Annotated in this window: 21 protein-coding genes and 2 pseudogenes; 18 read left to right on the top strand and 5 right to left on the bottom strand. The window is 33.8% G+C overall.

The genetic code is table 11. From position 1 onward, the window contains the following. The first annotated feature begins 106 nt into the window (after positions 1–106). Positions 107–955 (top strand): annotated as a pseudogene (locus AC1DKZ_RS07725) (hypothetical protein). A gap of 1,080 nt (positions 956–2,035) precedes the next feature. After that, on the top strand, positions 2,036–3,142 hold the full coding sequence (locus AC1DKZ_RS07720) for a metallophosphoesterase (RefSeq protein WP_476995897.1): 1,107 nt from the start codon (positions 2,036–2,038) through the stop codon (positions 3,140–3,142). Between the two features lie 74 nt (positions 3,143–3,216). Here AC1DKZ_RS07720 and AC1DKZ_RS07715 read toward each other — a convergent pair whose 3' ends face one another. Further along, positions 3,217–4,107, bottom strand: a complete 891-nt coding sequence (locus AC1DKZ_RS07715) for a lysostaphin resistance A-like protein (protein WP_476995896.1) — start codon at positions 4,105–4,107, stop codon at positions 3,217–3,219. 577 nt (positions 4,108–4,684) lie between these two features. On the opposite strand from AC1DKZ_RS07715, the gene AC1DKZ_RS07710 reads away from it, so the two are divergent. The 5 genes from AC1DKZ_RS07710 (at position 4,685) to AC1DKZ_RS07690 (ending at position 8,494) form a co-directional block, all read left to right on the top strand. Then, positions 4,685–5,242 carry a TetR/AcrR family transcriptional regulator gene (locus tag AC1DKZ_RS07710; protein ID WP_002087086.1) on the top strand — a complete coding sequence of 186 codons (558 nt, stop codon included), beginning with the start codon at positions 4,685–4,687 and terminating at the stop codon, positions 5,240–5,242. 14 nt (positions 5,243–5,256) lie between these two features. Next, positions 5,257–5,619 (top strand): DMT family transporter, encoded by a 363-nt coding sequence (locus AC1DKZ_RS07705; protein WP_016093107.1) that lies wholly within the window; start codon positions 5,257–5,259, stop codon positions 5,617–5,619. Continuing rightward, positions 5,616–6,032, top strand: coding sequence for a YvaD family protein (locus tag AC1DKZ_RS07700; protein WP_476995895.1), 417 nt, complete (start codon positions 5,616–5,618; stop codon positions 6,030–6,032). The genes AC1DKZ_RS07705 and AC1DKZ_RS07700 overlap by 4 nt, the downstream gene beginning before the upstream one ends. A gap of 388 nt (positions 6,033–6,420) precedes the next feature. Beyond that, positions 6,421–7,398, top strand: a complete 978-nt coding sequence (locus AC1DKZ_RS07695; protein WP_476995894.1) for an HD domain-containing protein — start codon at positions 6,421–6,423, stop codon at positions 7,396–7,398. Positions 7,399–7,882: 484 nt separating this feature from the next. Then, positions 7,883–8,494, top strand: coding sequence for a hypothetical protein (locus AC1DKZ_RS07690; protein WP_219301585.1), 612 nt, complete (start codon positions 7,883–7,885; stop codon positions 8,492–8,494). Between the two features lie 67 nt (positions 8,495–8,561). Here AC1DKZ_RS07690 and AC1DKZ_RS07685 read toward each other — a convergent pair whose 3' ends face one another. Together AC1DKZ_RS07685 and AC1DKZ_RS07680 are read right to left on the bottom strand one after the other, a co-directional pair. Next, complete coding sequence (locus tag AC1DKZ_RS07685; protein ID WP_431181504.1) at positions 8,562–9,683, bottom strand: anti-sigma factor; 1,122 nt, start codon at positions 9,681–9,683, stop codon at positions 8,562–8,564. Between the two features lie 5 nt (positions 9,684–9,688). Beyond that, positions 9,689–10,174: an RNA polymerase sigma factor gene (locus AC1DKZ_RS07680; protein WP_476995893.1), complete on the bottom strand. Its 486-nt coding sequence runs from the start codon at positions 10,172–10,174 to the stop codon at positions 9,689–9,691. Between the two features lie 137 nt (positions 10,175–10,311). On the opposite strand from AC1DKZ_RS07680, the gene AC1DKZ_RS07675 reads away from it, so the two are divergent. Next, positions 10,312–11,214: an AraC family transcriptional regulator gene (locus tag AC1DKZ_RS07675; RefSeq protein ID WP_219301589.1), complete on the top strand. Its 903-nt coding sequence runs from the start codon at positions 10,312–10,314 to the stop codon at positions 11,212–11,214. Between the two features lie 318 nt (positions 11,215–11,532). Here the strand turns inward: AC1DKZ_RS07675 and AC1DKZ_RS07670 are convergent, their stop codons facing one another. Then, positions 11,533–13,275, bottom strand: a complete 1,743-nt coding sequence (locus AC1DKZ_RS07670) for an ATP-binding response regulator (RefSeq protein ID WP_476995892.1) — start codon at positions 13,273–13,275, stop codon at positions 11,533–11,535. Between the two features lie 9 nt (positions 13,276–13,284). After that, complete coding sequence (locus AC1DKZ_RS07665) at positions 13,285–13,986, bottom strand: response regulator transcription factor (RefSeq protein WP_002064182.1); 702 nt, start codon at positions 13,984–13,986, stop codon at positions 13,285–13,287. A 139-nt stretch (positions 13,987–14,125) separates the two neighbouring features. Here AC1DKZ_RS07665 and AC1DKZ_RS07660 point away from each other — a divergent pair, with 139 nt between their 5' ends. The 10 genes and pseudogenes from AC1DKZ_RS07660 to aceB all read left to right on the top strand — a co-directional run bounded on the left by AC1DKZ_RS07660 (position 14,126) and on the right by aceB (position 23,111). Beyond that, on the top strand, positions 14,126–14,974 hold the full coding sequence (locus AC1DKZ_RS07660; protein WP_476995891.1) for a lysostaphin resistance A-like protein: 849 nt from the start codon (positions 14,126–14,128) through the stop codon (positions 14,972–14,974). Positions 14,975–15,008: 34 nt separating this feature from the next. Continuing rightward, the gene (locus tag AC1DKZ_RS07655) at positions 15,009–15,230 is read left to right on the top strand and encodes a malate synthase (RefSeq protein ID WP_082179713.1); all 222 of its coding nucleotides are present in this window, start codon (positions 15,009–15,011) and stop codon (positions 15,228–15,230) included. Positions 15,231–15,279: 49 nt separating this feature from the next. Continuing rightward, positions 15,280–15,579, top strand: coding sequence for a hypothetical protein (locus AC1DKZ_RS07650; RefSeq protein WP_001006056.1), 300 nt, complete (start codon positions 15,280–15,282; stop codon positions 15,577–15,579). 232 nt (positions 15,580–15,811) lie between these two features. After that, positions 15,812–17,077, top strand: coding sequence for a M48 family metallopeptidase (locus tag AC1DKZ_RS07645; protein WP_476995890.1), 1,266 nt, complete (start codon positions 15,812–15,814; stop codon positions 17,075–17,077). Between the two features lie 96 nt (positions 17,078–17,173). Then, positions 17,174–18,082: a DMT family transporter gene (locus AC1DKZ_RS07640; protein WP_476995889.1), complete on the top strand. Its 909-nt coding sequence runs from the start codon at positions 17,174–17,176 to the stop codon at positions 18,080–18,082. A 77-nt stretch (positions 18,083–18,159) separates the two neighbouring features. Continuing rightward, positions 18,160–18,837, top strand: coding sequence for an S-layer homology domain-containing protein (locus tag AC1DKZ_RS07635; protein WP_476995888.1), 678 nt, complete (start codon positions 18,160–18,162; stop codon positions 18,835–18,837). Between the two features lie 85 nt (positions 18,838–18,922). Next, positions 18,923–19,027 (top strand): annotated as a pseudogene (locus tag AC1DKZ_RS07630) (S-layer homology domain-containing protein); the annotation flags it as partial. A gap of 629 nt (positions 19,028–19,656) precedes the next feature. Further along, positions 19,657–20,307, top strand: coding sequence for an S-layer homology domain-containing protein (locus tag AC1DKZ_RS07625; RefSeq protein ID WP_404445976.1), 651 nt, complete (start codon positions 19,657–19,659; stop codon positions 20,305–20,307). 361 nt (positions 20,308–20,668) lie between these two features. Beyond that, complete coding sequence (locus AC1DKZ_RS07620; RefSeq protein ID WP_113937642.1) at positions 20,669–21,334, top strand: S-layer homology domain-containing protein; 666 nt, start codon at positions 20,669–20,671, stop codon at positions 21,332–21,334. A 187-nt stretch (positions 21,335–21,521) separates the two neighbouring features. Continuing rightward, entirely contained in the window at positions 21,522–23,111 is a 1,590-nt protein-coding gene (aceB, locus tag AC1DKZ_RS07615; RefSeq protein ID WP_476995887.1) for a malate synthase A, read from the top strand. The last annotated feature ends 24 nt before the right edge of the window (positions 23,112–23,135 follow it).

The raw sequence follows: 23,135 nt of genomic DNA, 5'->3' as shown, positions 1-23,135 counted from the left end.
TGTAGTATTTAAAATAATAATTGAGAGCGAGCGTCAAACTTATTAAAAGTATAGAAGTTTGACGCTTATTTTTATGTTTAGAATCAATGAGAGGATTTTCATCTATATGAAAGATATTGTATGTAAAGAGTTAATAAGTTTTAAGGATATTGTTGAAGCTTATCAGTTAAAAAAAGTGAGTTTGGATTATAAACAAAATGTGATTTTACTAGTACAAGATAATACTGATCAACCTTGTATTATTTATTTGGATAAAAATAATGTGAATATAAGTAAATTCAATTTAAACGTAGATATCGATGTTGAATCTGTGCGATGTATGCAACGAATCGGAGAGAAATGGTTACTTATATTTAATTATGAAGATGATAATGCGGTTATTTATAATTCGGACGGAAGTGAACATTGTAAGTTTTATGCCGGCGAAGGGATTCAAGATTGTCAGGTTGATGTGAATGAAGATATATGGGTTAGTTATTGTGATGAAGGGGTTTTCGGAGAGTGCCCAATTGGAGTAAATGGTATAGTTGCTTTTGATTCTAAAGGTCAATTGATTTTTGATAGTTATGATCAATATGTAGAAAAATATAATATACCTTATATAGATGATTGTTATGCAATGAACGTTATAGATGGAGACGTTTGGCTCTATTATTATTCAGAATTTCCTTTAGTTCAAATGAAAGATAAAAAAATTCATATGTCATGGAATTAAATAAATTTAATTAGGGAAATATGGTCGGAAAGTTTTGCGGTCGCTCAAGATAAAGTAGTATTCATTACTCAAGATAAAAAGTTGGTTGTTTATGATTTAAATAATAATCATGTGTATGATATGAATCTTCGTAATGAACTAGGAGAACCGATTCAATTTGTTACTTATTATAGCCGCGGATCTGTTATGTATTTTCAGACGGATGATACGCTGTATTATGTTGAGTTACTTAATACATGAGGGGATAAATGTGAGCGAACGTTTAAAGAGAATTGCAATGTTAAGAGAAAGGATTGTCTTTATACGCAGGGTTTTATCTTTGGTATTCTACAGGTAAACATAATTATAAACAGCAAAATAGGCCAGGCTATAACAAGGAATATGTGAATAAAGCTGCTAGAAAAGCAGGGTAAAATTAAGTCTCAAAGCATTTGTGGGCGTTAGATTAATAGAAAATGCTTATGTTTTGGATAGGCAGTATACAAAGGACATAAACAAACATATAAAAACTAGCGTTAAAATAATAAAAAATCCAGAAAGTGATCTTGGTGAATTTGATGATGAATTTTAATAGTGTAGATAATTTATTTTCGATACTTTTAAAGTATCCAGTACGTATAATTTTAATATGTATTGGAATCGGCTGGATTTTTAAATGTATCAAACAAGGTTTCTTATTTTCAGCCGCACTTATGTTAACGATACTTACACTACTTTTTATTGTTACATTTACAGACATATTAGCGTCTGTTTTAAATGGTATTCCCCTTGCTATACAATATAGTGGTGTAGTATTTTTGGTAATACTATCATGTATTATATTTGACTATGAATCTTCTCGTCAGTGAACTACTCACAACTTATCGTTCTTGCAGACTGTTTTCTATGTATGTGTGTTGGGATAGCCAGTGGGATTTAAAAAAAGAAAAGTAGCTCTTATAATTAAGTGAAAATATAGCGAAATCAGCGGTCAAAGGAGCGCTATTCACTGGTAGTAAAGCTGTTGGAGGGATAGGACTGATTCCGGACGTGGCGGTTTTTGTAGATGGATATTATAAGGTGTATAAAAAAGGATATACGGATTATAGACCGAAAAAAACTAATTCTAAGAAAAGGTGGTTTTAATATATCAGTTACAAAAAAATGTCCGATTTAATGCCAGAGGATCACAAATAGCAGGTTACTATAAAGAAAACCTGTAAAAATAACTTTGTGCTGTAGCAGATAAAGCAGCTTATTACGGTCCGTTTGGAATGCTTAATATTTACGTTATTGGTACATAACAAGATATAATAGAAGAAATCAATAAGGAGGCTAGCAGTGAAAAATTTTCGTTATCTCAATATATTCACTATTTTAATTGTATACACACTACTCATGTTTTACATCGGCTGGAACGGATGGATTTGGCTCAGTACGGTGTTCGGCTGGGAATCTTGGGGATATTATGCTTTCATAGTCGGATTTATTTCATATGCGTACATTCTCGTACAAGTGTTTAAATTCCTTCCTTTCCTGCGAACGGTCGGTTCAATTTGGTTTGCGGTTATACAATACGCGCTTATGTTATTGCCGTTAGCCGATATTACAGTTTTCCTTCTACAGTTTTCAATGGAGAAAGAGACGGCAATTGTTTGGACAGGATTGGCCGTGTTACTTGCGTTCATCTTTATTTTTGCGTATGGAGTATTCAACGCATATAGTCCAGTAGTAAGAAAGTACGAAGCGCACATACCGAAAAAAGTAGAAGGGCGTAAAAGTTTACGCATTGCGATGGCCTCTGATATGCATTTCGGTAAACTGTCTGGAGTTGCTCATTTAAAGAGACTCGTTCGTCATGTAAATGAAATGAAACCCGATATTATTTTACTGCCGGGTGATATTATCGATGATCATCCAGGTGTGTTCATTCAAAAAAATATGGGACCAATCATGAAACAGATGAAAGCTCCATTAGGCGTATATGGTGTGTTAGGAAATCATGAATATTATGGCCGAGCTGTTCCTGAGTTTTTACAAGAGATGGATAAGATTGATATTCGTATTCTTTTAGATGAAGTCATTACAATTGAAGATGATTTTTATCTCGTTGGAAGAAGGGATAAAACAGAGCGTGATCGTCAAAGCTTTGAAAATCTAATGAGTACGGTAGATAAATCGCTTCCTGTTATCGCAATGGATCACCAACCATTTGAATTGAAACAAGCAGCGGATGCTGGCGTTGATTTACTACTATCCGGTCACACGCACCGCGGACAAATGGCACCGAATCATATTGTAACGAGAAGAATGTACGAACTGGACTGGGGATACGCACAAAAAGGTGCATTCCACGCGATTGTTTCTTCTGGGTTTGGATTCTGGGGACCACCATTAAGACTTGGAAGTAGGTCGGAAATTGTACAGGTGGAGGTTACTTTTGCATAGGGTTATATATAAAAGGGACTATACATGATTAATATGTATAGCCCATTTTAGTTTTTATTTCGCAATCGCGCCCTTTACTTGAATATAATCTCAATTAGTTGTTGTGGATGTGCATTAATTAGTCCATGGACAATAATAATTGCCCATACCTTGCGATAACGTGCCCACAAACATCCTAGGAATAGACCTACGATACCATGGTTTGCAATGACCGTAGCTGTATCAACATCCCAATGACCAGAGCCGTGTAATGCGATATGCCAGCTCGCCCATAACAATGAAGTAAGAAGAATAGCCGGCCAAATACCTAGTAATAATTCCAAACGTGTTTGCAACCAAACCCTATAAAAAAGCTCTTCAAGTACACTATTTATAAGAAACCCTACGAGTAAAATTAAGATTAAAACCGTGGGTTCCATTCTCGCTGAAACAAATGGTGTAGAGAATGCAGAAAAGAAGTTGAAGTAACCCCAGATTATAATGACAATAAGTGGTGTAAAACGATACCATCTATTATTCTCTATTGATTTTACAGATCTTGGTCGCTCTTTTTTAGGGTTACTTTTATAAAACAAAAGAAGCATTAATGGGGTGAATAATAATAAAATAATTTTAAATATCATAAACCACAATTGTAATGCCATCTCTTCAAAGTTCGTGGTGAGAAGACTAATCGTGAAGAGGGATCCACTCAAGAATAAGACAATAGCTTGAATCATGATGCGCCTTGGTTCAGACTGTTGAAGGGGATTATAGTTTTTATGATGAAATGGTAAGAAACGGACAAGGAGTATACCGACAATAACAGGGATCCACTTGTTCCAAAAAGGCATCGTGCCCTTATGATCTCCACTATAACGAATGTTTGTTTCTCCAGTCCATATAAGCCAAAGAGATGAAAGAAAAATAATAAGCATAATTATCCCACCAATTAACTTCCCCGCTTTTGGAAAATAACTACTCATAGTTATCCGACCTTTCATACTATAATTATAAATTAGTTTCCAAGTGGCTTCGTTCGCTGCATTGTACCTATCATTATTTAGGTAATATTTTTTGATGAAATTCAATAATATACTTATGTTATCAAATTTCTAACAGTATGCGACGTAATTCCTAAAAACTATAGAGTTGCGTTTAACTTTATCTAGAGCTTCATGTATCAGTATTACCCTGCAAATTAACCCGATTGTTGAACAGTCAGGTATGGCCCCTTATTTTTCATAAACCTCTGCATAAACAAATTGTAACTGTGCATGTAGTTTTTTACTTTCCGCATCTAATTTCTTAAATTTATGTGATCAAGATACTATAAATGCAACTTTATCGTCCTCAGTAATCTTATATTTTACCAGTTTTTGGTTTGCTGAAACAACGATTGAGATATTAAATAGCTGAACTAGGAGAACTAACAGACGCGATTTTAATTCGTTAAATAAAAGAGAGTTTGTGAAATACTAGTTGTGTAGGTAGTGTTAAATATTGTAAAATAAAATGGTACCAATAAAACTGAATGGGTACCAAGGGTTTAGGGGGCGGATTATGAAACAAAGAATATTAACAGAAACAATTTATCAAATTCAAACGAAGGGATTTACATTTACAATTAGTGACTTAGCAAAACAATTAGCTGTGAGTAAGAGGACAATCTATGAGCACTACTCTTCAAAAGATGAGATAGTAGATGAAGTTATTCTCAATGTTATAGAAAGTATTCAAGAAAAGGAAAAAAATATCGCTGAAGATGATACGTTACAAACAGTTGAAAAAATAAGAAGCATTTTAATTTGCACTCCACAACAATTTAAATTCATGGATGCACGTTTATTAGTAGAACTAAAAAAGAACCATTATAATCAATGGTTGAAATTAGATCAATTTTTACGTGAAGGTTGGTCTACTGTAATACGGTTAATAGAGGAGGGAATGAGGGAAGGGAGTATTAGACAAATTCAAGTTCCGTTTTTTATTGAAGTATATTTAGGAGCACTGAATCGCATATATGATCCTATGTTTATTGAAAAGAGTGAATATACATTAGGAAGTATGCTTGAATCAATTATGGACATGTTGTTGTATGGAATTTCCAATTCGAAATAGAAGGTGGGAGAATAATGCAATGGATTTATTTATGCTTCGCAATTTTATTTGAAGTAGCTGGTACAACTGCGATGAAACTATCTGATGGATTAACGAAACTTGTCCCAAGTATTCTTATTTTTGTATTTTATGTAGTAAGTTTTTCATTTCTGTCATTTACATTAAAGGGGATGGAGATGTCCGTTGCATATGCAGTTTGGTCAGGTATGGGAATTGTAACGATTACAATAATTGGTTTTGTTTATTTTGGAGAAAGTATCAATGTAATTAAGATACTAGCGATTCTTTTTATTTTAATTGGAGTTGTAATCTTAAATTTTAATAGTGCAGCACATGAAGAGAAGAAAAAAGAAGTGGTGGAGGAGCATGTACATTGAACCGTTTAAAATATTTTTTCCTTATTACTGATATTGGGTTCGTTATGTATTGGTTCATAACAATTTTTCATATGATTCCACAAGAATATTTGTTTAAAGATTATCAAAATCCTATTTTAGTGGCATGGAATTGGTCTTTTCTACCTTTAGATTTATTAATCTCGTTGACGGGATTCTTAAGTTTGTATTTGCACTTTAAACAAAATACTATTTGGAGCCATTTTGCGTTCGTATCATTAATTTTAACTTTTTGTTCAGGATTACAAGCTCTAGCATTTTGGACAATCCGTTTAGATTTCGATATTTCTTGGTGGATTCCTAATTTATATTTATTAGTTTATCCATGTTTTTATTTAAAAATTATTTGGAGAGAGTGTGGCTGGCATGAGATAAGAGAGAAGAAAATTCAATAGGTATAATCGGAGTGGAGGAAGAAAAGGAACTCGCCACATCGCCATCAAGTTAAGAAGTACATTGTTTCGCGAAATAAAAAAACGAACTGAATTCCCATGGACAACTATGAAGAGATAAAATTTTCTTTTTGGGATACTTTAATATCTTAGCTTGATAGAAATGAAAGTCCCCACATTTTTCAATAAAAAAAGGCTCCATATAAGGAGCGCTCAATAAAAGTATAACAAATGAATTAAAACAAATAACAGACATTTATAATATACATAAAAACAAACGTAAAATCAATATATTTTTAATTATAGATATATAAGGGCGGAATGTCCGTATTTACTCTCTTTGGAAAAAGAGATACTATAAGAAGACTCTGCTTGAAAAGGGGGATTTTAAGTGATCATATCAGATGTCATATACGGTGAGTTTAAAGTAGATAAAGTGTTAGAAGAATTAATTTTAAGTAAACCTGTGCAAAGGCTGAAAGGGGTTCATCAAGCCGGAGCAAGTTACTTAATGAATGAGAAATGGAATGTAACACGTTTTGATCATTCAGTTGGTGCTATGTTGTTAATTAAAAAGCTTGGTGGTTCAGTAGAAGAACAGATTGCTGGTTTACTGCATGACGTATCGCATACTGCTTTTTCTCATGTGATTGATTATGTTTTTGATAACGAAAATGAAAGTTATCATGAAGAAATATTTAGTGCTGTCGTGAAAAACTCGGAAATCCCGGCGATTCTTTCAAAACATGGTTATAACTATGAAAATATTTTGTTAGATGATTCGAAGTGGACATTACTTGAAAGATCTGCGCCAGAATTATGTGCAGACCGAGTGGATTATACATTACGAGATATGTTTACATATGGATATATTTCTTTAGAAGAAGCTCAAGACTTTTTAAATGATTTAATCGCAGTTAATGGGAAAATGGTTCTTCAAAGTATCGAAATGGCAGAGTGGTTTACGAAGACGTATTACAAAGAAGTAATTGATTTCTTTATGAAACCAATGAATATTTATGGAAACGATATGTTAGCTAAAACGTTAAAATTAGCTCTTCATAAAAAGATAATCCATCCAGATGATTTTCTTCTTGAAGATCATGAGCTTATTACGAAATTACAGCTATGTAAAGATCAAGAAGTAGATGCTTTATTAAGAAAAGTTCATCCAAGTATAGAAGTAAAAGAAGATAGAGATGAGTATGATCTACATCAGAAAAATAAAGTGCGTCTTATTGATCCTCCATTACTTCGTGAAGGTGAAGTTGTTCGATCGTCTGTTATATCGGAAAAAATAAGACAGATGAGCGATATCGCTTATGAAAAGGCGATAAGAGGGATGTATGTGAAAGTGATTTCTAATTAGTTTATTTGTAATAGGAAAAGGTGTCATCAATTATGATGACACCTTTTCGCTTTAAAGGGTTGTTCGTATGGAAATGTGTTACATTTTTACGAGACTATAATATTTTACCAGAGAAATACCTTTTATAGTAAAAAATAATTTTTATAAAGTTTTCCATCAAAAATAATTTGTGAAAAAAGTACTAATTTTTAATGGGACAAAAATAATATATTTTTCAATAATCGCTTTAGAATCTTTCGTTCTTTATATATGGATTGTTATATTTTTTAAGGTAATTTAAAGATTTTTGTCGTTTTTTGTTGTAATTTTCATATTATGATAAAGAAAATGTTCGGAATCATCCATTATAACAGAAAAATTTTAAAAAAACAGAATTGAATCATATTGCTTATTTTAATATAATTTATTTGTTAATTAATAACATATTTAGGTCATAATTCTTTATTGCGGTGAGAATTCTTTTTAGCATAGGAGGATTTACAGAATGGTTAAAACGGCAAAACCTGAAATGATGAGTGAATTAAAAGAAACAGTTTACAAATTCTTTCCGAAAAATATTGTGAAAGAAGAGGGATTGTACGAGGAGTCCAAAGAGCATAAAAAGTTTGTATCCTTAAAAGAGAGTTTTATAAAAAACGAAAGCTCTCAAAAGGAAATTTTGTCTTTAATCGAGTCAACATTTTGTGATTATCACGTGTCAGACTATACAGATTTAAACCTATATAATTGTCTAGAATATAATGTGTTACTAAACGGAAAAGAACCGATGTTAAATGATGATATTGATTGGATAAGAAAATCAAGAGGCGAGCGCCTTGATTTAGGGGTTTTTGTTAGCTTACTTGATAAATATTATTATTACTACGTATTAAAAACAACATATGATGAAGAGTTAAGAGAGTGGGCTTTTGAAATCATTGATATAGAAATGGATACCATTTGTAAATTTGAAAAACTAATGAATACAAAAGGATTTGTAAGAGTAGAACGAGAGGTTGCTAGAACTACAATTCCTGATATAGAAACGGAATGTTTACGTATGGGGGAAGTTAACGTATTCCACGCTTTATTCACGGATTCTGTTAGTGAAATATAGGTTTTAAATTATTAAAAAGGTTGTGTAGAAAATAGCTGCTATTTTCTACGCAACCTTTTCATTTTCACTAATCAAACCAATTCCAAACCTCAATATCTCCAAGAGTCGCATAACGTACGTGAGGCGAGTTTTGTAATTTTAATAACTCTTTTGACGGGCCAGTAATGACAATGCCGTATACTTTTACGCCGTTATCTTTTACATATTTATAACGTTTATCTAAGTTTAGTTCTTTCTCAGGAAACGCAGCTATTTTGCTTACCGTTTTTTTATGTGTAGAAAGAATACGCATCATTTCGATTACTTTATCTTCTGGTGTTTTCTGCGTGTCTGTTTCACTATTAAGGAATCTTACGTGTTCTGGAAATCCTATAGCTTCCCCGCCATGTAGGATGTAATCTTCTACATTTGTTTTTTCTTGTCCCGTATCTAAAGCGTACCATACAGGAGTTGGAGGGAGTTCTTGTGCTTCGAATATGCTATATAAAAGCGGTTCTAATTCTTTTAAAGTGTAAGTTTTATCAAAAGAAATTGCTACTTCTGCAACGGTTCCATCATGTACTTTTGCAAGTGTATCCCATACTTTTTTTGAGGAATCCTTTAAATAATCACCCTGCTTTGTTTTGGGATGAACAAAGAAGAGTTTTGGTTGATAGAACGGATTCATCCAAGTTTGTTTCGTGACATCTACAGATGATAAGAAGCTTTTTGTTTCTACTGTACCGAGTGGCATTTCTTTTTTACCGACGGTTCTTACTAAATCGAAGCTGCTGTTCGTACGGAAAAAAGCTTCTACACTTGTTCCGCCCCCCATAACACGGCTATTTGGGATAGTTGCTTCAAGTGCAAGCGAAGGAACTTCTCTAATTTCTTCTAGCCTTTTATCATTATTAGCTTGAAAATAAAAGGCTGATAATACCCCGCCGATTATATATATAACGATGCAAATGGATAATATAAAACCAAACGTTTGTAACCGATGTTTCCACTTAATTCTCCAAAAAGGAACTTTAAGATCTTTTGGCGGTAATTTTTTCTTTACGGGTTCACTCTTCGCAAGCAATTCATCTAAATGAGCTTCACATTCTGCACAAGTTTCTATATGACTTTCTAACTGTTCTTGTTCGTCATGTGTGAGCGTTCCTTTTTCGTATTTCGTCCACAGTTTTTTAAACTCTGCACAACCCATCTGTATCACTCCTTTATGCTTTTCGTTTCTTTTCGTCCTCGGTGTAATTCAATTTTTACTTTTGCTAACGAGAGACCAGTCATTTCTGCTATTTCCTTATAAGAGAATCCGTAGTAATCTCGTAGTAGTAACACATTTCGTCTTTCGAGCGGAAGAGAGGATATACTTTGTAACCAACTCGTAATCTCATGTTTTACGAAATAAGAGTGCTCTGTACTTGGCACGTTTGGTAAATGGAATTCTTCAATTTGCGTTGTTTTATACTTCTTTTCTTTTCGGTGCCAATCGATAAAGGCGTTGTAGGCGATTGTAAATAACCACGGCCTAATTTCTTCTCCTTTATAATAGTCAATATGGACGAGCATCCGGTAAAATGTTTCTTGCATGAGATCTTCAGCACTATGAGAATCTCCGGTTAGGGAGAGAAGATAGCGAAATAAATCTTGCATATGCTCTGAGTAAATTTCTTCTAATGATTGTTTGCGTTTCACTACATTTCCCTCCCTTCATATATAAAAACGAAATACATATAAAAAAGTTACATTTTTTTATGGAATTATAGTAAAAAACGTCAAGAATTGGATAGGATTCTCTTTTATCATAATACATATAAGGCGGGTGAACAGAGATGGAAAGCTATGAAACACAAATTCAAAGGTCAATTGATTATATTGAGGAAGATGTAATGGAAAAACAAACGCTGCGTAATTTAGCACGTGTTGCAGGTTTTTCTGAGTCGCATTTTCATCGTGTATTCCAGGCGTTAGTAGGCGATACAGTAATGGAGTATGTTCGAAAGAGGAGGTTAGCCCGGGCAGCTTATCAACTTTCTCATACGGATGAAAAAGTTATTGATATCGCATTTGAGCATGGCTTTCAATCTCACGAAACGTTCACGAGAGCCTTTAAAAAATTATTTCAAATGACACCAAGTGAATATCGAAAACAAGAAATTGAAACACCAATGTATTATAGAGTGAATGTAAAACAAAGAAAATTAAATCCATATTTAGGGGGCATACAAATGGAATATCGTATTGTAAATAAACCAGAATTTTTAATGGCGGGTTATGAGCTGAAGACGACAAGTAAAGAAGGAAAAAACCATCAAGATATCCCAGTATTTTGGCAAGAATATTTACAAAAAGATCTTGGAACGACGATTCCGAATCGTAAAGATACGAGCCAATGGGTAGAGCTAGGATTATGTACTGATTTTAATTTAGAAACAGGGGACTTCACTTATATTATTGGAATGGAAGTTACAGACTTTGAAAATGTACCAAATGCAGTTGCAAAGCGTACATTCCCAGCGGCGACATATGCAGTATTTACAACGCCGAAAGTTCCTCATGAAGAAATGGTGTCGTCTATTCACCAAACGTGGAATGCAGTATTCTCAGAATGGTTCCCGCATTCAGGATATGAACATTGCGGAGTTACAGAGTTTGAACAATACGATGAGCGTTGCCATGCAGATAAGAGTGAGTTTGCTCAAGTTGAGCTTTGGATACCAGTGAAGAAGAAATAATAGGAGGAAAAGCGAGCCACTAAGTGGTTCGCTTTTTTATTTCGTAAAAACCTGATTGTTGAATCGTTGTTTGTAAGAAATATGAAACAGCTGCTCTTATAATATAGGTTGCTATATTTGACGATTTTTGTCGGTAAATCGATATATCTTGAAAATCGCTGATATAATTCGAGTTACGGTTGATATATTTAGAAAATCATCGATATAATTTCATTTACCGCAAAACTTCCCCAGAAAAGAAAAAATAAAAGATACTCAACAAAATTTCCTTCACGAAATAATGATCCAAAAAAGAAAAGGCGCCATATAGCGCCTTTTCTACGAACTAAACGGAAACACAAGTATAATCGTCGTTCCTTTTCCAAGTTCACTATCAATGAAAATCGTTCCGTTATGGGCATGAACGAGCTGTTTTGTAATGGCGAGACCAAGTCCAGTTCCGATGTTGCTTTCTTCTGTATTCGTTCCTCTGTAATATCGCTCGAATAGAAGTTCTTTCGTTTTATCATCCATGCCTTTTCCATTATCTGAAATAGATAGTGTAAATGAATTTGCATTTTGCGAAAGTTTTACGATTACGTTTGTCGTTTCATTATTATGTTTTACAGCGTTTGCGAGTAGGTTTTCGATAATACGTTGGAACCATTTTTCTTCAATAAAATATTGGATTTTGCTTGAACTTGGCACGAATTCAATGTTTTGATTTTGTAGTGTCGGGTTATTAATAAATTGTAATAGTACTTTTCGGACGAACTGATTAATTTCAACATTTACGTGTTGCGCAGGAAGAGTATCATTTTTTAATTGATATGTTAAGCTTAAGTCGTCAATTAATGTAGTCATATATTGAGATTTTTCTTTCATTACATGGCCAAATTGTTGAATGTCTTGATCCGTCCAATTATATTGCTTCGATTCTAGTAATAATGCATAGCCGTATATAGAGCTAAGCGGTGTTTTTAGATCATGCGTCAGGCCGGTAATCCACTCTTCACGTGTTTGTTGCAGTACTTTTCTCATTGCATCGTTCTTTTTCAAAGTAATAGAAAGGTGCTCTAGTGAGTTTGTAACATCTTTAAATATGCGGAACGACCATTTTTCTTTACCGGAGCGCCGAAACCGAACAGGTTTGCCTTTTTTACTAACAGGTTCTTCATATTTTCCTCCGGCTATGTTTTTAAGCCAGCGCATCGTGTGTAATAAAGGCTTTCCAAACTTATTTCCATACCAAATTGAAAGAATGACTAAATAAACAAACACAATAAGGAGGATTAAGCTGCATCCGATTAGAAGTTTCTTGGTAAATATATCATCTAATTCATCATCTGGATAATAATGAGTGTTTGGGGCGGATACAACGACGAGATGACCGCTATTTGAATCGTAAAAACTAGATATATTTTCTTTATAATTCCACGGTTCTTTTTCATTAAGAGCCGTTTTTATAGCCGAAAATGTTTTTTTCTTCCCAGTTGGATAGGAAAAAACTTCTTCGCCATTGTTATTAAATATTTGCAGTGTTGCTTTTTCTTTAGAAAGTAATTGTTTTTCTTGTTCAGTTAATGCAAATTCACTTAATGATAAAGAAGGGTGTCCTTGTTGTATCGTTTTTAGTAATGCATTACTTTTTAGTTTGGCACCGTAAATAACGATCACTGGTTTCTTTTCTAATTTAATTTCCCAATAGTTAAATTTATAAATATTGTTGTTACTATTCTGTAAATACGTAAGTAAGGATGTCTTTGTGTAAGAGGTCGGAACATCGTTAGGCGTATTAAAGTTGTAAAGGACCTTTCCATCTTCATCTACAATTTGAAGCCAATCACTCTTTTCTGTTATTAAATCTTTTACCTCAGATTTTAAAGTAATGTTATTGTCTTCAGAAGAAATATATTCGGAGATTGTAAAGGTATCATAATCAGAAATATTAGGTTCATATAAAGTACTATTAAGAAGAAAAATTAAATAAGAAAAAGAAGCAATTACTGCGATAAGTAACGTAACTAAGACAAAAACGTGTTGTAAAATAAACTGGATTATAAGTCGTTTATTAAAATTCATATCTTTAACCTACTTTGTAATGAACTTATAGCCAAGTCCACGAACTGTTTTTATGTATTCTGGTTTACTTGGATCTTGTTCAATTTTTTCACGTAGTTTTCGAATGTGAACCATAACAGTATTATCATCTCCATTATAGGCAGGTGCTCCCCAAACTTTTTCATATAATTCTTCCTTCGAAAATACGTAGTTCGGATTCTCACAAAAGAATAGTAGTAGTTGAAAGAGTTGAGCGGAACATTCGACAACGTTTCCATCTACTGTTAGTTCCGCAGAATGTTGATCAATTTCAAATCTCCCAAAAGAAAAGGAGTATATTCTTTGCTCTTGTATGTTTTGTTTCATATGTCTTCGGAGTTGAGCTTTCATACGAGCGACTACTTCTAGTGGATTAAATGGTTTCGTAATGTAATCATCCGCACCGTATGAAAATCCGGAGATTTTATCTACATCAGATGTTTTTGCTGTTAGGAAGAAGATAGGGCAATCCGTTTTTTGGCGAATGATTGGACAAATGTCAAAACCGGATTGTCCAGGAAGCATGACATCTAAAATAATTAAATCGTAATTGTTTTGCTCGGTGAGAGATAAGGCTATTTCCGCAGATGTTGCAGTTGTAATATGAGAAAAACCTTCTTTTTCAAGAATGGTAGTTAGTAATTGTAAAATTGCTGTTTCATCATCAATGAGTAGAATATTTGCGTGATACATATGAATCCCTCCTAATTTCCTCGAATATCATATCATCTTTTTGTAACTTATGGAATTTTTAAGGAAATTTTAAGGTTTTCTTTCACAAAAAATTAAGATTCAAATGATATGATAAAAGTAACATGGGGAGGAGATGAATGTGAATCCGTTTCAAACGATGCGAGCTAGATATTTTTTAATTGTATTTGCACTATTAATTTTAATAGCACGAAGCAGTAATGAATTGCTAGAAAGTACATTTCATATACAAAATTCATCTTTTATAAATATGCTTATATTTTATATCCTTCCAATAATATGGATTTTTTACGGATATAGAAAGCATCGTGTTTCATTTTCATTATTTATTAATAGAAACGAAACATTTAACCTAGTGCAAGTTTTGTACATCGCGATTATGCTTTGTATGTTTAGTTACGGCTATCTTATTTTATATATGTACAGCTTTGCATGGATTACACCAGATTTTATTATGAATGCCTTGCATGAACCGATTATAGATAGTACCGGGGGATATGTATTTCAATTTATTAGGGTTGTATTTATCGCGCCTATTGTCGGAGAATTTGTTTTTCGAGGATTTTTACTACAGCGTTTTGCAGCGAAATGGGGTACTAGTATAGCAATGGTCGTTGTAGCACTTTTATTTGCATGCTTACATGTTGATTTCCTTGGTGCAGTTGTGTTTAGCATCGTACTATCAATTGTATATATTCGTACGAAAAGCTTACTCATGCCAATTGCTATCCATATGTTAAACAATGCGCTTGTGCTTAGTTCTTCTTTTTTAGTAAGTAGAGAAAAGATAATGAGTTTTGCCGATTTTTCGAACTATACGACATTCTTTCCAGGATTAATTATTTTTATGACAGGATTAAACTTAGTACTCATCTTTTTATTTGTTAACCGCAAATATTGGAGTAAAGAAGTGCCTGTTATATATACGGAGAGGGAGAAGAGCTTTTCAAGTATAATAGGAGATAAATAAGGTAGAGAAGACGTTTGAGAAAATATTGAAGGAAATGATAGATTATTGTACTTCTATTAGATATAAGTACTTTTCCATCAATAATGATACAGGAAATATTATTTTTCTTTTTATCGTGTTAGGGACATTAATAATAGTCAGCTTTATTATAGAAGAAATGATGAAGCGCATCTTCAGACAGTATGTAAAAAATGAAGTGAATTATGTTAGGGCTCATAAAATGTTTGAGAAAGTGATGGGGACTTTTATTTTATGAAAACTAAATCATCATTAATTCAAAATTTGAAAGGGATGTATAAAATTATATGAATGAAACAATATCGTCAAATAAGTTTTTTTATTTGATTGTACTGAGTTTAGTATTAATTACGACAGTAAATGTTGTTCTTCGCTGGGAGGAAGCTTACTTTTTTATGTATTTAGCGCTCCATTTATTAGGGATTTTATGCATAACGGGCGGAGTAGTTGCTGAGAAAAAACATGAAGAAAGTATTAATTATATGTGTGTGATGGGTCTTATTTTACTTCTAACTGTACAAGGTATTATGAAATATAGTTCATTTTCTTTGCAAGATTTTAGTTTGTTAATAGATGTACTTCCTTAAGGCGGATTTTAAGGGTTATGAATATATAGGATATGTAAAAGGAGCTTGTTTGAAAGTACATTTCTTATACTAGATTATGAGCCGAAGAAAATAGGTGAAACTCTTCTTGTAATAGAAGAGTTTTTTTATGTAAATTGAACGAGCTAGAACAATTATCACGATTAGCTTGTTCTAATTTTGAAAGTACGAACTTACAATAATAATAGACAGGCAGCATAGAGGAGGGAATAGCGTGAGGAAAGTTATTGGGTGGTCGCTTTTTTTGTACGTTGGGTTTGCGTTACTTATATATTGGTATTTATTTGGATGGAATCATGAACTCATTCCGGACATGTATAAAGGAACGAGTGCAGATCCAGAAACTTTTATGAATGCGAGGGAGCTTGCGCTAAGTCAAGATTATTCGCGTGTGAAAAATTTACTGTTCTTTTTAGCGACGCCTCTTGAATGGATTATTTTATTATTTGTACTCGTGCTCGGTATTTCAAAAAAGTTTGAGAAATGGTCGAAGGAAACGACCAAAATAAATGTCTTACAAGTTGCGATTTATTTCTTTTATTTATCACTACTAACAACAGTTCTTGCATTACCGATGCAATGGATCGGGCGTAAAGTGTCCGTTGATTACGGCATTTCCACGCAAAGTACACAAAGCTGGATAAAAGATCATGTTATCGATTTTTGGGTGAATTATGCGACTATGTTACTCATTGTTACAGTTCTTTTATGGCTTATCCGTAAATTCCCGAAGAGATGGTGGTTAGCAGGATGGGCGCTCTCTGTACCATTTACAATCTTTTTAACGTTCGTGCAACCTGTTATTATTGATCCACTTTACAATGATTTCTCGACGCTAAAAAATAAAGAATTAGAAACGAAAATTTTGACAATGGCAGATAAAGCTGATATTCCAGCTAAGCACGTATATGAAGTAAATATGTCGGAAAAAACGAATTCGTTAAATGCGTACGTAACGGGAATTGGCCTTAACTCTCGCATTGTAATGTGGGATACGACGCTTAAGCAATTAAAAGATAAAGAGATTTTATTTATAATGGCTCATGAAATGGGACATTACGTAATGAAACATATATATTGGGGCGTTGCGAGCTATGTGTTGCTATCGTTTATAGGTATGTATTTAATTAGTCGTATTATAAATATGTGTATTCGAAAATGGGGAGATACACTGCAAATTCCAAAATTAGCATGTTTCTCAATTTTACCTTTATTTTTCTTAATTTCCTCTTTATTATCTTTTGCAGCACAACCAGCAACAAACTACGTTTCTCGTATAGAGGAACGGGCGGCAGATCAATACGCTCTAGACATGACGAAAGATGGAAAATCAGGTGTGAAAACTTTTCAATATTTATCAAAAACAAGTTTAAGCCAAGTGAATCCGCCTGCGTTAGTGAAGTTTTTCTTATATACACATCCACCAATTTTCGAAAGAATTCATACGTTTGAACAATATGAAAGAGAGAAGAAGCAGTAGTGTACTGCTTCTTTTTATTGTGGATGATTCGAGTTTTGGAAAATTATAGTGTATAATACGTAGAATATTCAGTTAAACGTTTAGGAGGTTAATATTTTGTTTCATTCAAAATCAATGCCGGCTATAAAAATGATCCTTTCGATGTCTATTTTCGGATCGATTGGATTTTTTTCTGTCCAAACGGGTTTACCATCTTTTGAATTAGTATTTATTCGTTGTATTTGTGCGACTTTATTTTTAACGCTATGTTGGTTTGCAACAGGACAATATAAAAATGAGAAATGGAATAAAAAAGAAATTGTGCAAATATTAGCATGTGGCGTATTTCTCGTTTTTAACTGGGTGTTTTTATTTAAAGCGTTTGAACTCATGTCGATTACAATTGCGATTTCAGTGTATCATCTCGCGCCAATTATCGTATTAATGATCGGTAGTATCGTATTTAAAGAGAGACTTACAGTATTTGCTGTTATGTCCATTGTTATTTGCTTTATCGGCACAGTGTTAGTAGCTGGAGTGGACGGTAGTATGTCGCTTGAGAAATTAATGTCATCTGGAATGGTATGGGCACTTCTTGCGGCTTTATTTTATGCTTTTACCACGTTACTAGGAAAGGGGATTCAGCATACGAGCGCATATGCGATGACCTTTTTACAAACGTTTTTAGGCATGTTTTTATTGCTACCATTCGTAGATTTCGGGAAATTTCAAGGATTAACAGAGATGAACTGGATGATGATCACAGCGACAGGTCTTATACATACTGGGTTTGTATATTACTTGTTTTTTGACAGTTTAAGAGATTTACCGACGAGACTTATTTCTGTATTAGTGTTTTTAGATCCTGCTGTTGCAATTTTGTTAGATACGATCTTTACCGGCTTTAGACCGACTAGTATGCAAATTGTAGGGATTATTCTTATATTTGTAGGAATGGCATTTACTTTTCGAAAAACGAAGGATGAAAAAGTGGTGGTAAAAGAAAATACGTATTATGAAGTGTGAAAAATTACCTCCTATCGCATTGGGAATTTTCTTGTTTTTCGTACAATATAAAAGTGGGAAAATAAAGGAAGAGGCGGATGAGAGAGATGAAAAAGTTATTAAAGATAGCGATATCATTAACTTTAATAGGGGGGATATTTGTTAGCGGTAATATTGTTTCAGCAAATACAGATGGAATTCAACAATCTCCACCTCCACCTGATATTATGCTAGAATTTGATGATTTAGCAAATGATCATTGGGCTTATAATGAAATTATGAATTTAGTATATCACCGTATTATGTATGGATATGGAAACGGTAAGTTTGGGGTAGAAGATAATATAACACGTGAACAAGCAGCAGCAGTACTACATCGCGCACTCAATTTAAAAAGAAGCCCATTTGAAGAGAATCCATATGGAGATATTAGTGGGAAATCAACAATGTTCCCTTACGAAATTTTACATTTAACAAGCCTTGGTATTTTTAAAGGAGACGAAAATGGGAATTTCCGTCCGAAAGCAACATTGACTCGTGCAGAATTAGCACAAATTTTAACGAAAGCATATACGTTAAAAGCAAAGCATCCGCATACATTTACAGATATACTAGAAAACTATTGGGCAAGAGATGCAATTAGTGCATTGCAGTCTAATAAAGTCGTGGTAGGAACCGGAGATGGTAAGTTCGAGCCTGAAATGCTCGTTACACGTGGGCAATTCGCTAAGTTTTTACAACAAGCAATTTATAATTCACCAGGGAAATGGGAATAAATAAGAGTATAAAAAAAGTACAAGTAGATTATACTTGTACTTTTTTGTCTGAAAGGTGAAGTTTTTAGAAATAAAGGTTTTCTAAGTGAAAGAAAAACATACATTTACTGACATACCAGAAAACGATTGGGCTAAAGATACGATAAGCACCTTACAATCTAATAAAGCTATAGTTGGAACTGGTAATGGTTTATCCCGCTATTTGTGGGCAGTAAAACTCCCACCTCAAAATTCAGGTGGAGCAAAGAAGTTAGGTGGGAGCCCTGCTGCCCGTAAACGCCCGATTGGTGAGAGCCAATAATCAGTGGGGGATGAACAAAACCCCCACTGATTAAAGTTTCACTTTATTTGAACCAGAAAAACTTGTAACCCGTGAACAGTATGCGAAGTTCTTAAATAATGCAATTCATAGATTCTACGCAAACGATTAATCTATGAAGATCGAAAAAAGCGCAAATATGATATTTGCGCTTTTTTTGTCTATAAAGTGAAATTTTTATAAGTGAAGGACTTGATTAGTAGATAGTAGAATATTGTATATATAACATCTTTGCAAAAGCTTTTGTTTATCCTTTTTGAAAATCAAACAGAGAAACTAGAGCGCAAAGATAAGAATATTTCTTCAAATGATTTGCATGCAATTCAGAATACCAATTGGAATTGAGAGCGAATTGGCTCTCCTAGTAATCTTCAAAATAATAGATGTTAAAAATGCAATATATTACATACGGCTTGCAAATACAGCATATGTAATATGGGGAAAGAATTTAGTCTATTATGTTCCACTTTTAATAAAGTGGAAATGAAGGAGCGAGGACTATGAAGAAAAAAATGTTCCGTATAATGGCGGCAGCGACTATTATGGGTGGATTATTGGTAAGTGCAAATGTTCCTAACATAAAAGCAGAAGAATATCCTGAAATGATTGTATTTGACGATGTCCCAGTAAACCATTGGGCATATGATTATATTCTAGATGCGGCATATAATAAAATTATGCTAGGTTATGGAAATGGAAAGTTTGGTGTAGGTGATAACGTAACACGTGAACAAGTGGCGGCAGTACTGTATCGCGCACTTAATATAAAACATGAAGGCCCATTAAAAAATCCTTATAAGGATATTTCTGAAAGATCAACAATGTTTCCAAATGAAATTTTAGCATTAACAGAGCGCGGTATTTTTAAAGGTGATGAGAAGGGGAACTTTAGACCTAGGGAAACAATTACACGTGCAGAAGTAGCGCAAGTTCTTACACAGGCATTTTCATTTGAAGTGAAGCAACAGCATACATTTAAAGATGTACCGAATAATTACTGGGCAAAAAATTCAATTAGTGCTCTGCAATCAAATAATGTCATAGTAGGGACAGGAAATGGAAAGTTTGAACCGAATAAAGTTGTAACACGTGAGCAATATGCAACATTTTTATATAAAGCTATTATTAATTTTCATTTGAAAGATGAATAACATGAAACGGAAGTTTTTAAAAAAATAGTACAAGAAAAATAAAATTATATTAATATATCATATTTCTTTAAAAAAAGCGCGGAAATTACGCGCTTTTTTCTTATTTTAAATTGTTTATCTGTATATTTATTCTGCTGTTCATAGTTCCGGGGTTAGTATTTATGGAAAAAACAGGTTAATTATAGTTACTTTTTATTGAAAAAAAGTACGATTTAGTAACTTTATTGTTAATTAAGTATAAAGATAAGTATGTGAAATACAGTTCACAAATTAGACAAACATTATATGGATAAGTGTATTGTTACTTTTCCATAAATTCTTTATATTAGAAAAAATATGTTTTTTTTAGGGAGAGAATACAGTGAAGAAAAAGATTTTAAAAGTAGCAACAGCTTTAACAATTATGGGTGGAATTGCATTTAGTGCTGAAGGCGCTACAGCGAATGCTGAAGTAGCTGCTAAGCCTAAGCCACAACAAGCAAGTCAGGCTATCTTTAAAGATGTACCAGCAGGACATTGGTCTTACGAAGCAATTCAAACTTTAGCACAAGAAGAAATTATGCTTGGTTATGGAAATGGCGTGTTCGGTTTTGGACATAACATAACTCGTGAACAAGTAGCTGCTTTAATTTATCGTACTATCGATTTCAGTGAAGTATTCGAGGAAGGCGATATCCTTGAGAATCCATACAAAGATATTAATGAAAAATCAACAATGTTCTTAGAAGAAATTTTAGTATTAACAGAGGTAGGTATCTTTAACGGTGATGGAACTGGAAACTTTAGACCGAAAGATACACTAACACGTGCAGAAATGGCTCAAGTGCTTACAGTAGCATATGAATTAGAAGTAAAAGGAACACAAGGATTTAAAGATGTACCGAAAGGACATTGGGCATACAATGCGATTAATGCAGTAGGTTCAAATGGTATTTCTGTAGGAGATGGAACTGGAAACTTTGCTCCAAACATGAAAGTAACACGTGAACAATATGCGCAGTTCTTATTTAAAACAATTTTTGAATAAATAATAAAAAAGAGTCAGTGTTATATAACACTGACTCTTTTTTTACTTGAAATCATAATGGATAAACACAGTTTTGTAAAAAAAACCATTAAATTTCCAAAAAAACTTCCTTTTCTGAATATTTGTTATATAATATAAAACATAAAATCAAATCTGTTATAAGACAGTTTAAGAAGGGGATGCTAATATGTCGACGCAAACTTCACGGGTTACACTGGCCGGAGAAATGTTACCAGCGTACAACGAAATATTGACACCTGAGGCGCTTAGTTTTTTAAAGGAACTGCATGAAAATTTCAATGAACGCCGCACGGAACTTTTACAAAAGCGTGTGGAGAAACAAAAAAGAATTGATGCGGGGGAGTTTCCTACGTTTTTAGAAGAGACAAAGCATATACGTGAAGGGGATTGGACAATCGCCCAGCTTCCGAAAGATTTAGAGGATCGCCGCGTGGAGATTACTGGTCCGGTGGATAGAAAGATGGTCATTAACGCTTTAAATTCAGGAGCACATCTTTTTATGGCAGACTTTGAAGATTCGAATGCACCAACTTGGAGAAATGCTGTCGAAGGTCAAATTAACTTACGAGATGCTGCTGTGAGAACGATCTCACATAAAAATGAAAACGGAAAAGAATATCGTTTAAATAGTAAAACAGCTGTATTAATTGTGCGTCCGAGAGGGTGGCATTTAGAAGAAAAGCATATGCAAGTTGACGGTAAGAACATGTCTGGCAGTTTAGTAGATTTTGGCTTGTACTTTTTCCATAATGCGAAGGTGCTTTTAGCAAGAGGAAGTGGCCCGTACTTTTACTTACCAAAAATGGAAAGTTACTTAGAGGCAAGATTATGGAATGACGTTTTCATATTCGCTCAAAAGTATATCGGTATTCCGAATGGAACGATTAAAGCGACTGTGTTAATAGAAACGATTCACGCTTCATTTGAAATGGATGAAATTTTGTATGAACTAAGAGATCATTCTGCTGGTTTAAACTGCGGACGATGGGATTATATATTTAGTTTCTTAAAGAGCTTCCGTAATCATAATGAATTTTTACTTCCGGATAGAGCGCAAGTCACGATGACAGCGCCGTTTATGCGCGCGTATTCTTTGAAAGTTATTCAAACGTGTCATCGTCGTAACGCGCCAGCAATCGGAGGGATGGCGGCGCAAATCCCAATTAAAAATGATCCAGAAGCAAATGAGGCAGCTTTCGAGAAAGTGCGTGCTGATAAGGAGCGCGAAGCTTTAGACGGTCATGATGGGACTTGGGTTGCCCACCCGGGACTTGTACCGGTTGCAATGGAAGTATTTAATCACATAATGAAAACGTCAAATCAAATTTTTAGAAAGCGTGAAGAAATACGTGTAACAGAAAAGGATTTATTAGAAGTACCGATGGGAACGATTACAGAAGGTGGTCTTCGCACGAATATTAACGTCGGTATTCAATATATTGCATCTTGGTTAAGCGGGAGAGGAGCAGCTCCAATTTATAACTTAATGGAAGATGCGGCAACAGCGGAAATATCAAGAGCACAAGTATGGCAGTGGATTCGTCATGAGGGTGGAAAGCTAAGTGATGGCCGTAATATCACTTTTAAATTGATGGAAGAATTGAAAGAAGAAGAACTAGCAAAAATAGAAAGAGAGATTGGTAAGGAAGCATTTAATAAGGGGAGATTTGAAGAGGCTACAAAACTGTTTACAAACCTTGTTCGTAATAACGAGTTCATGCCGTTTTTAACATTACCGGGTTATGAAATTTTATAAGAAACAAGAAAAGGGGATGGAACA

This window comes from Bacillus sp. 05T21 (genome assembly GCF_056396785.1).
The sequence above is the reverse complement of the archived record's forward strand: the minus strand, read 5'-3'. Positions and strand labels throughout refer to the sequence as shown.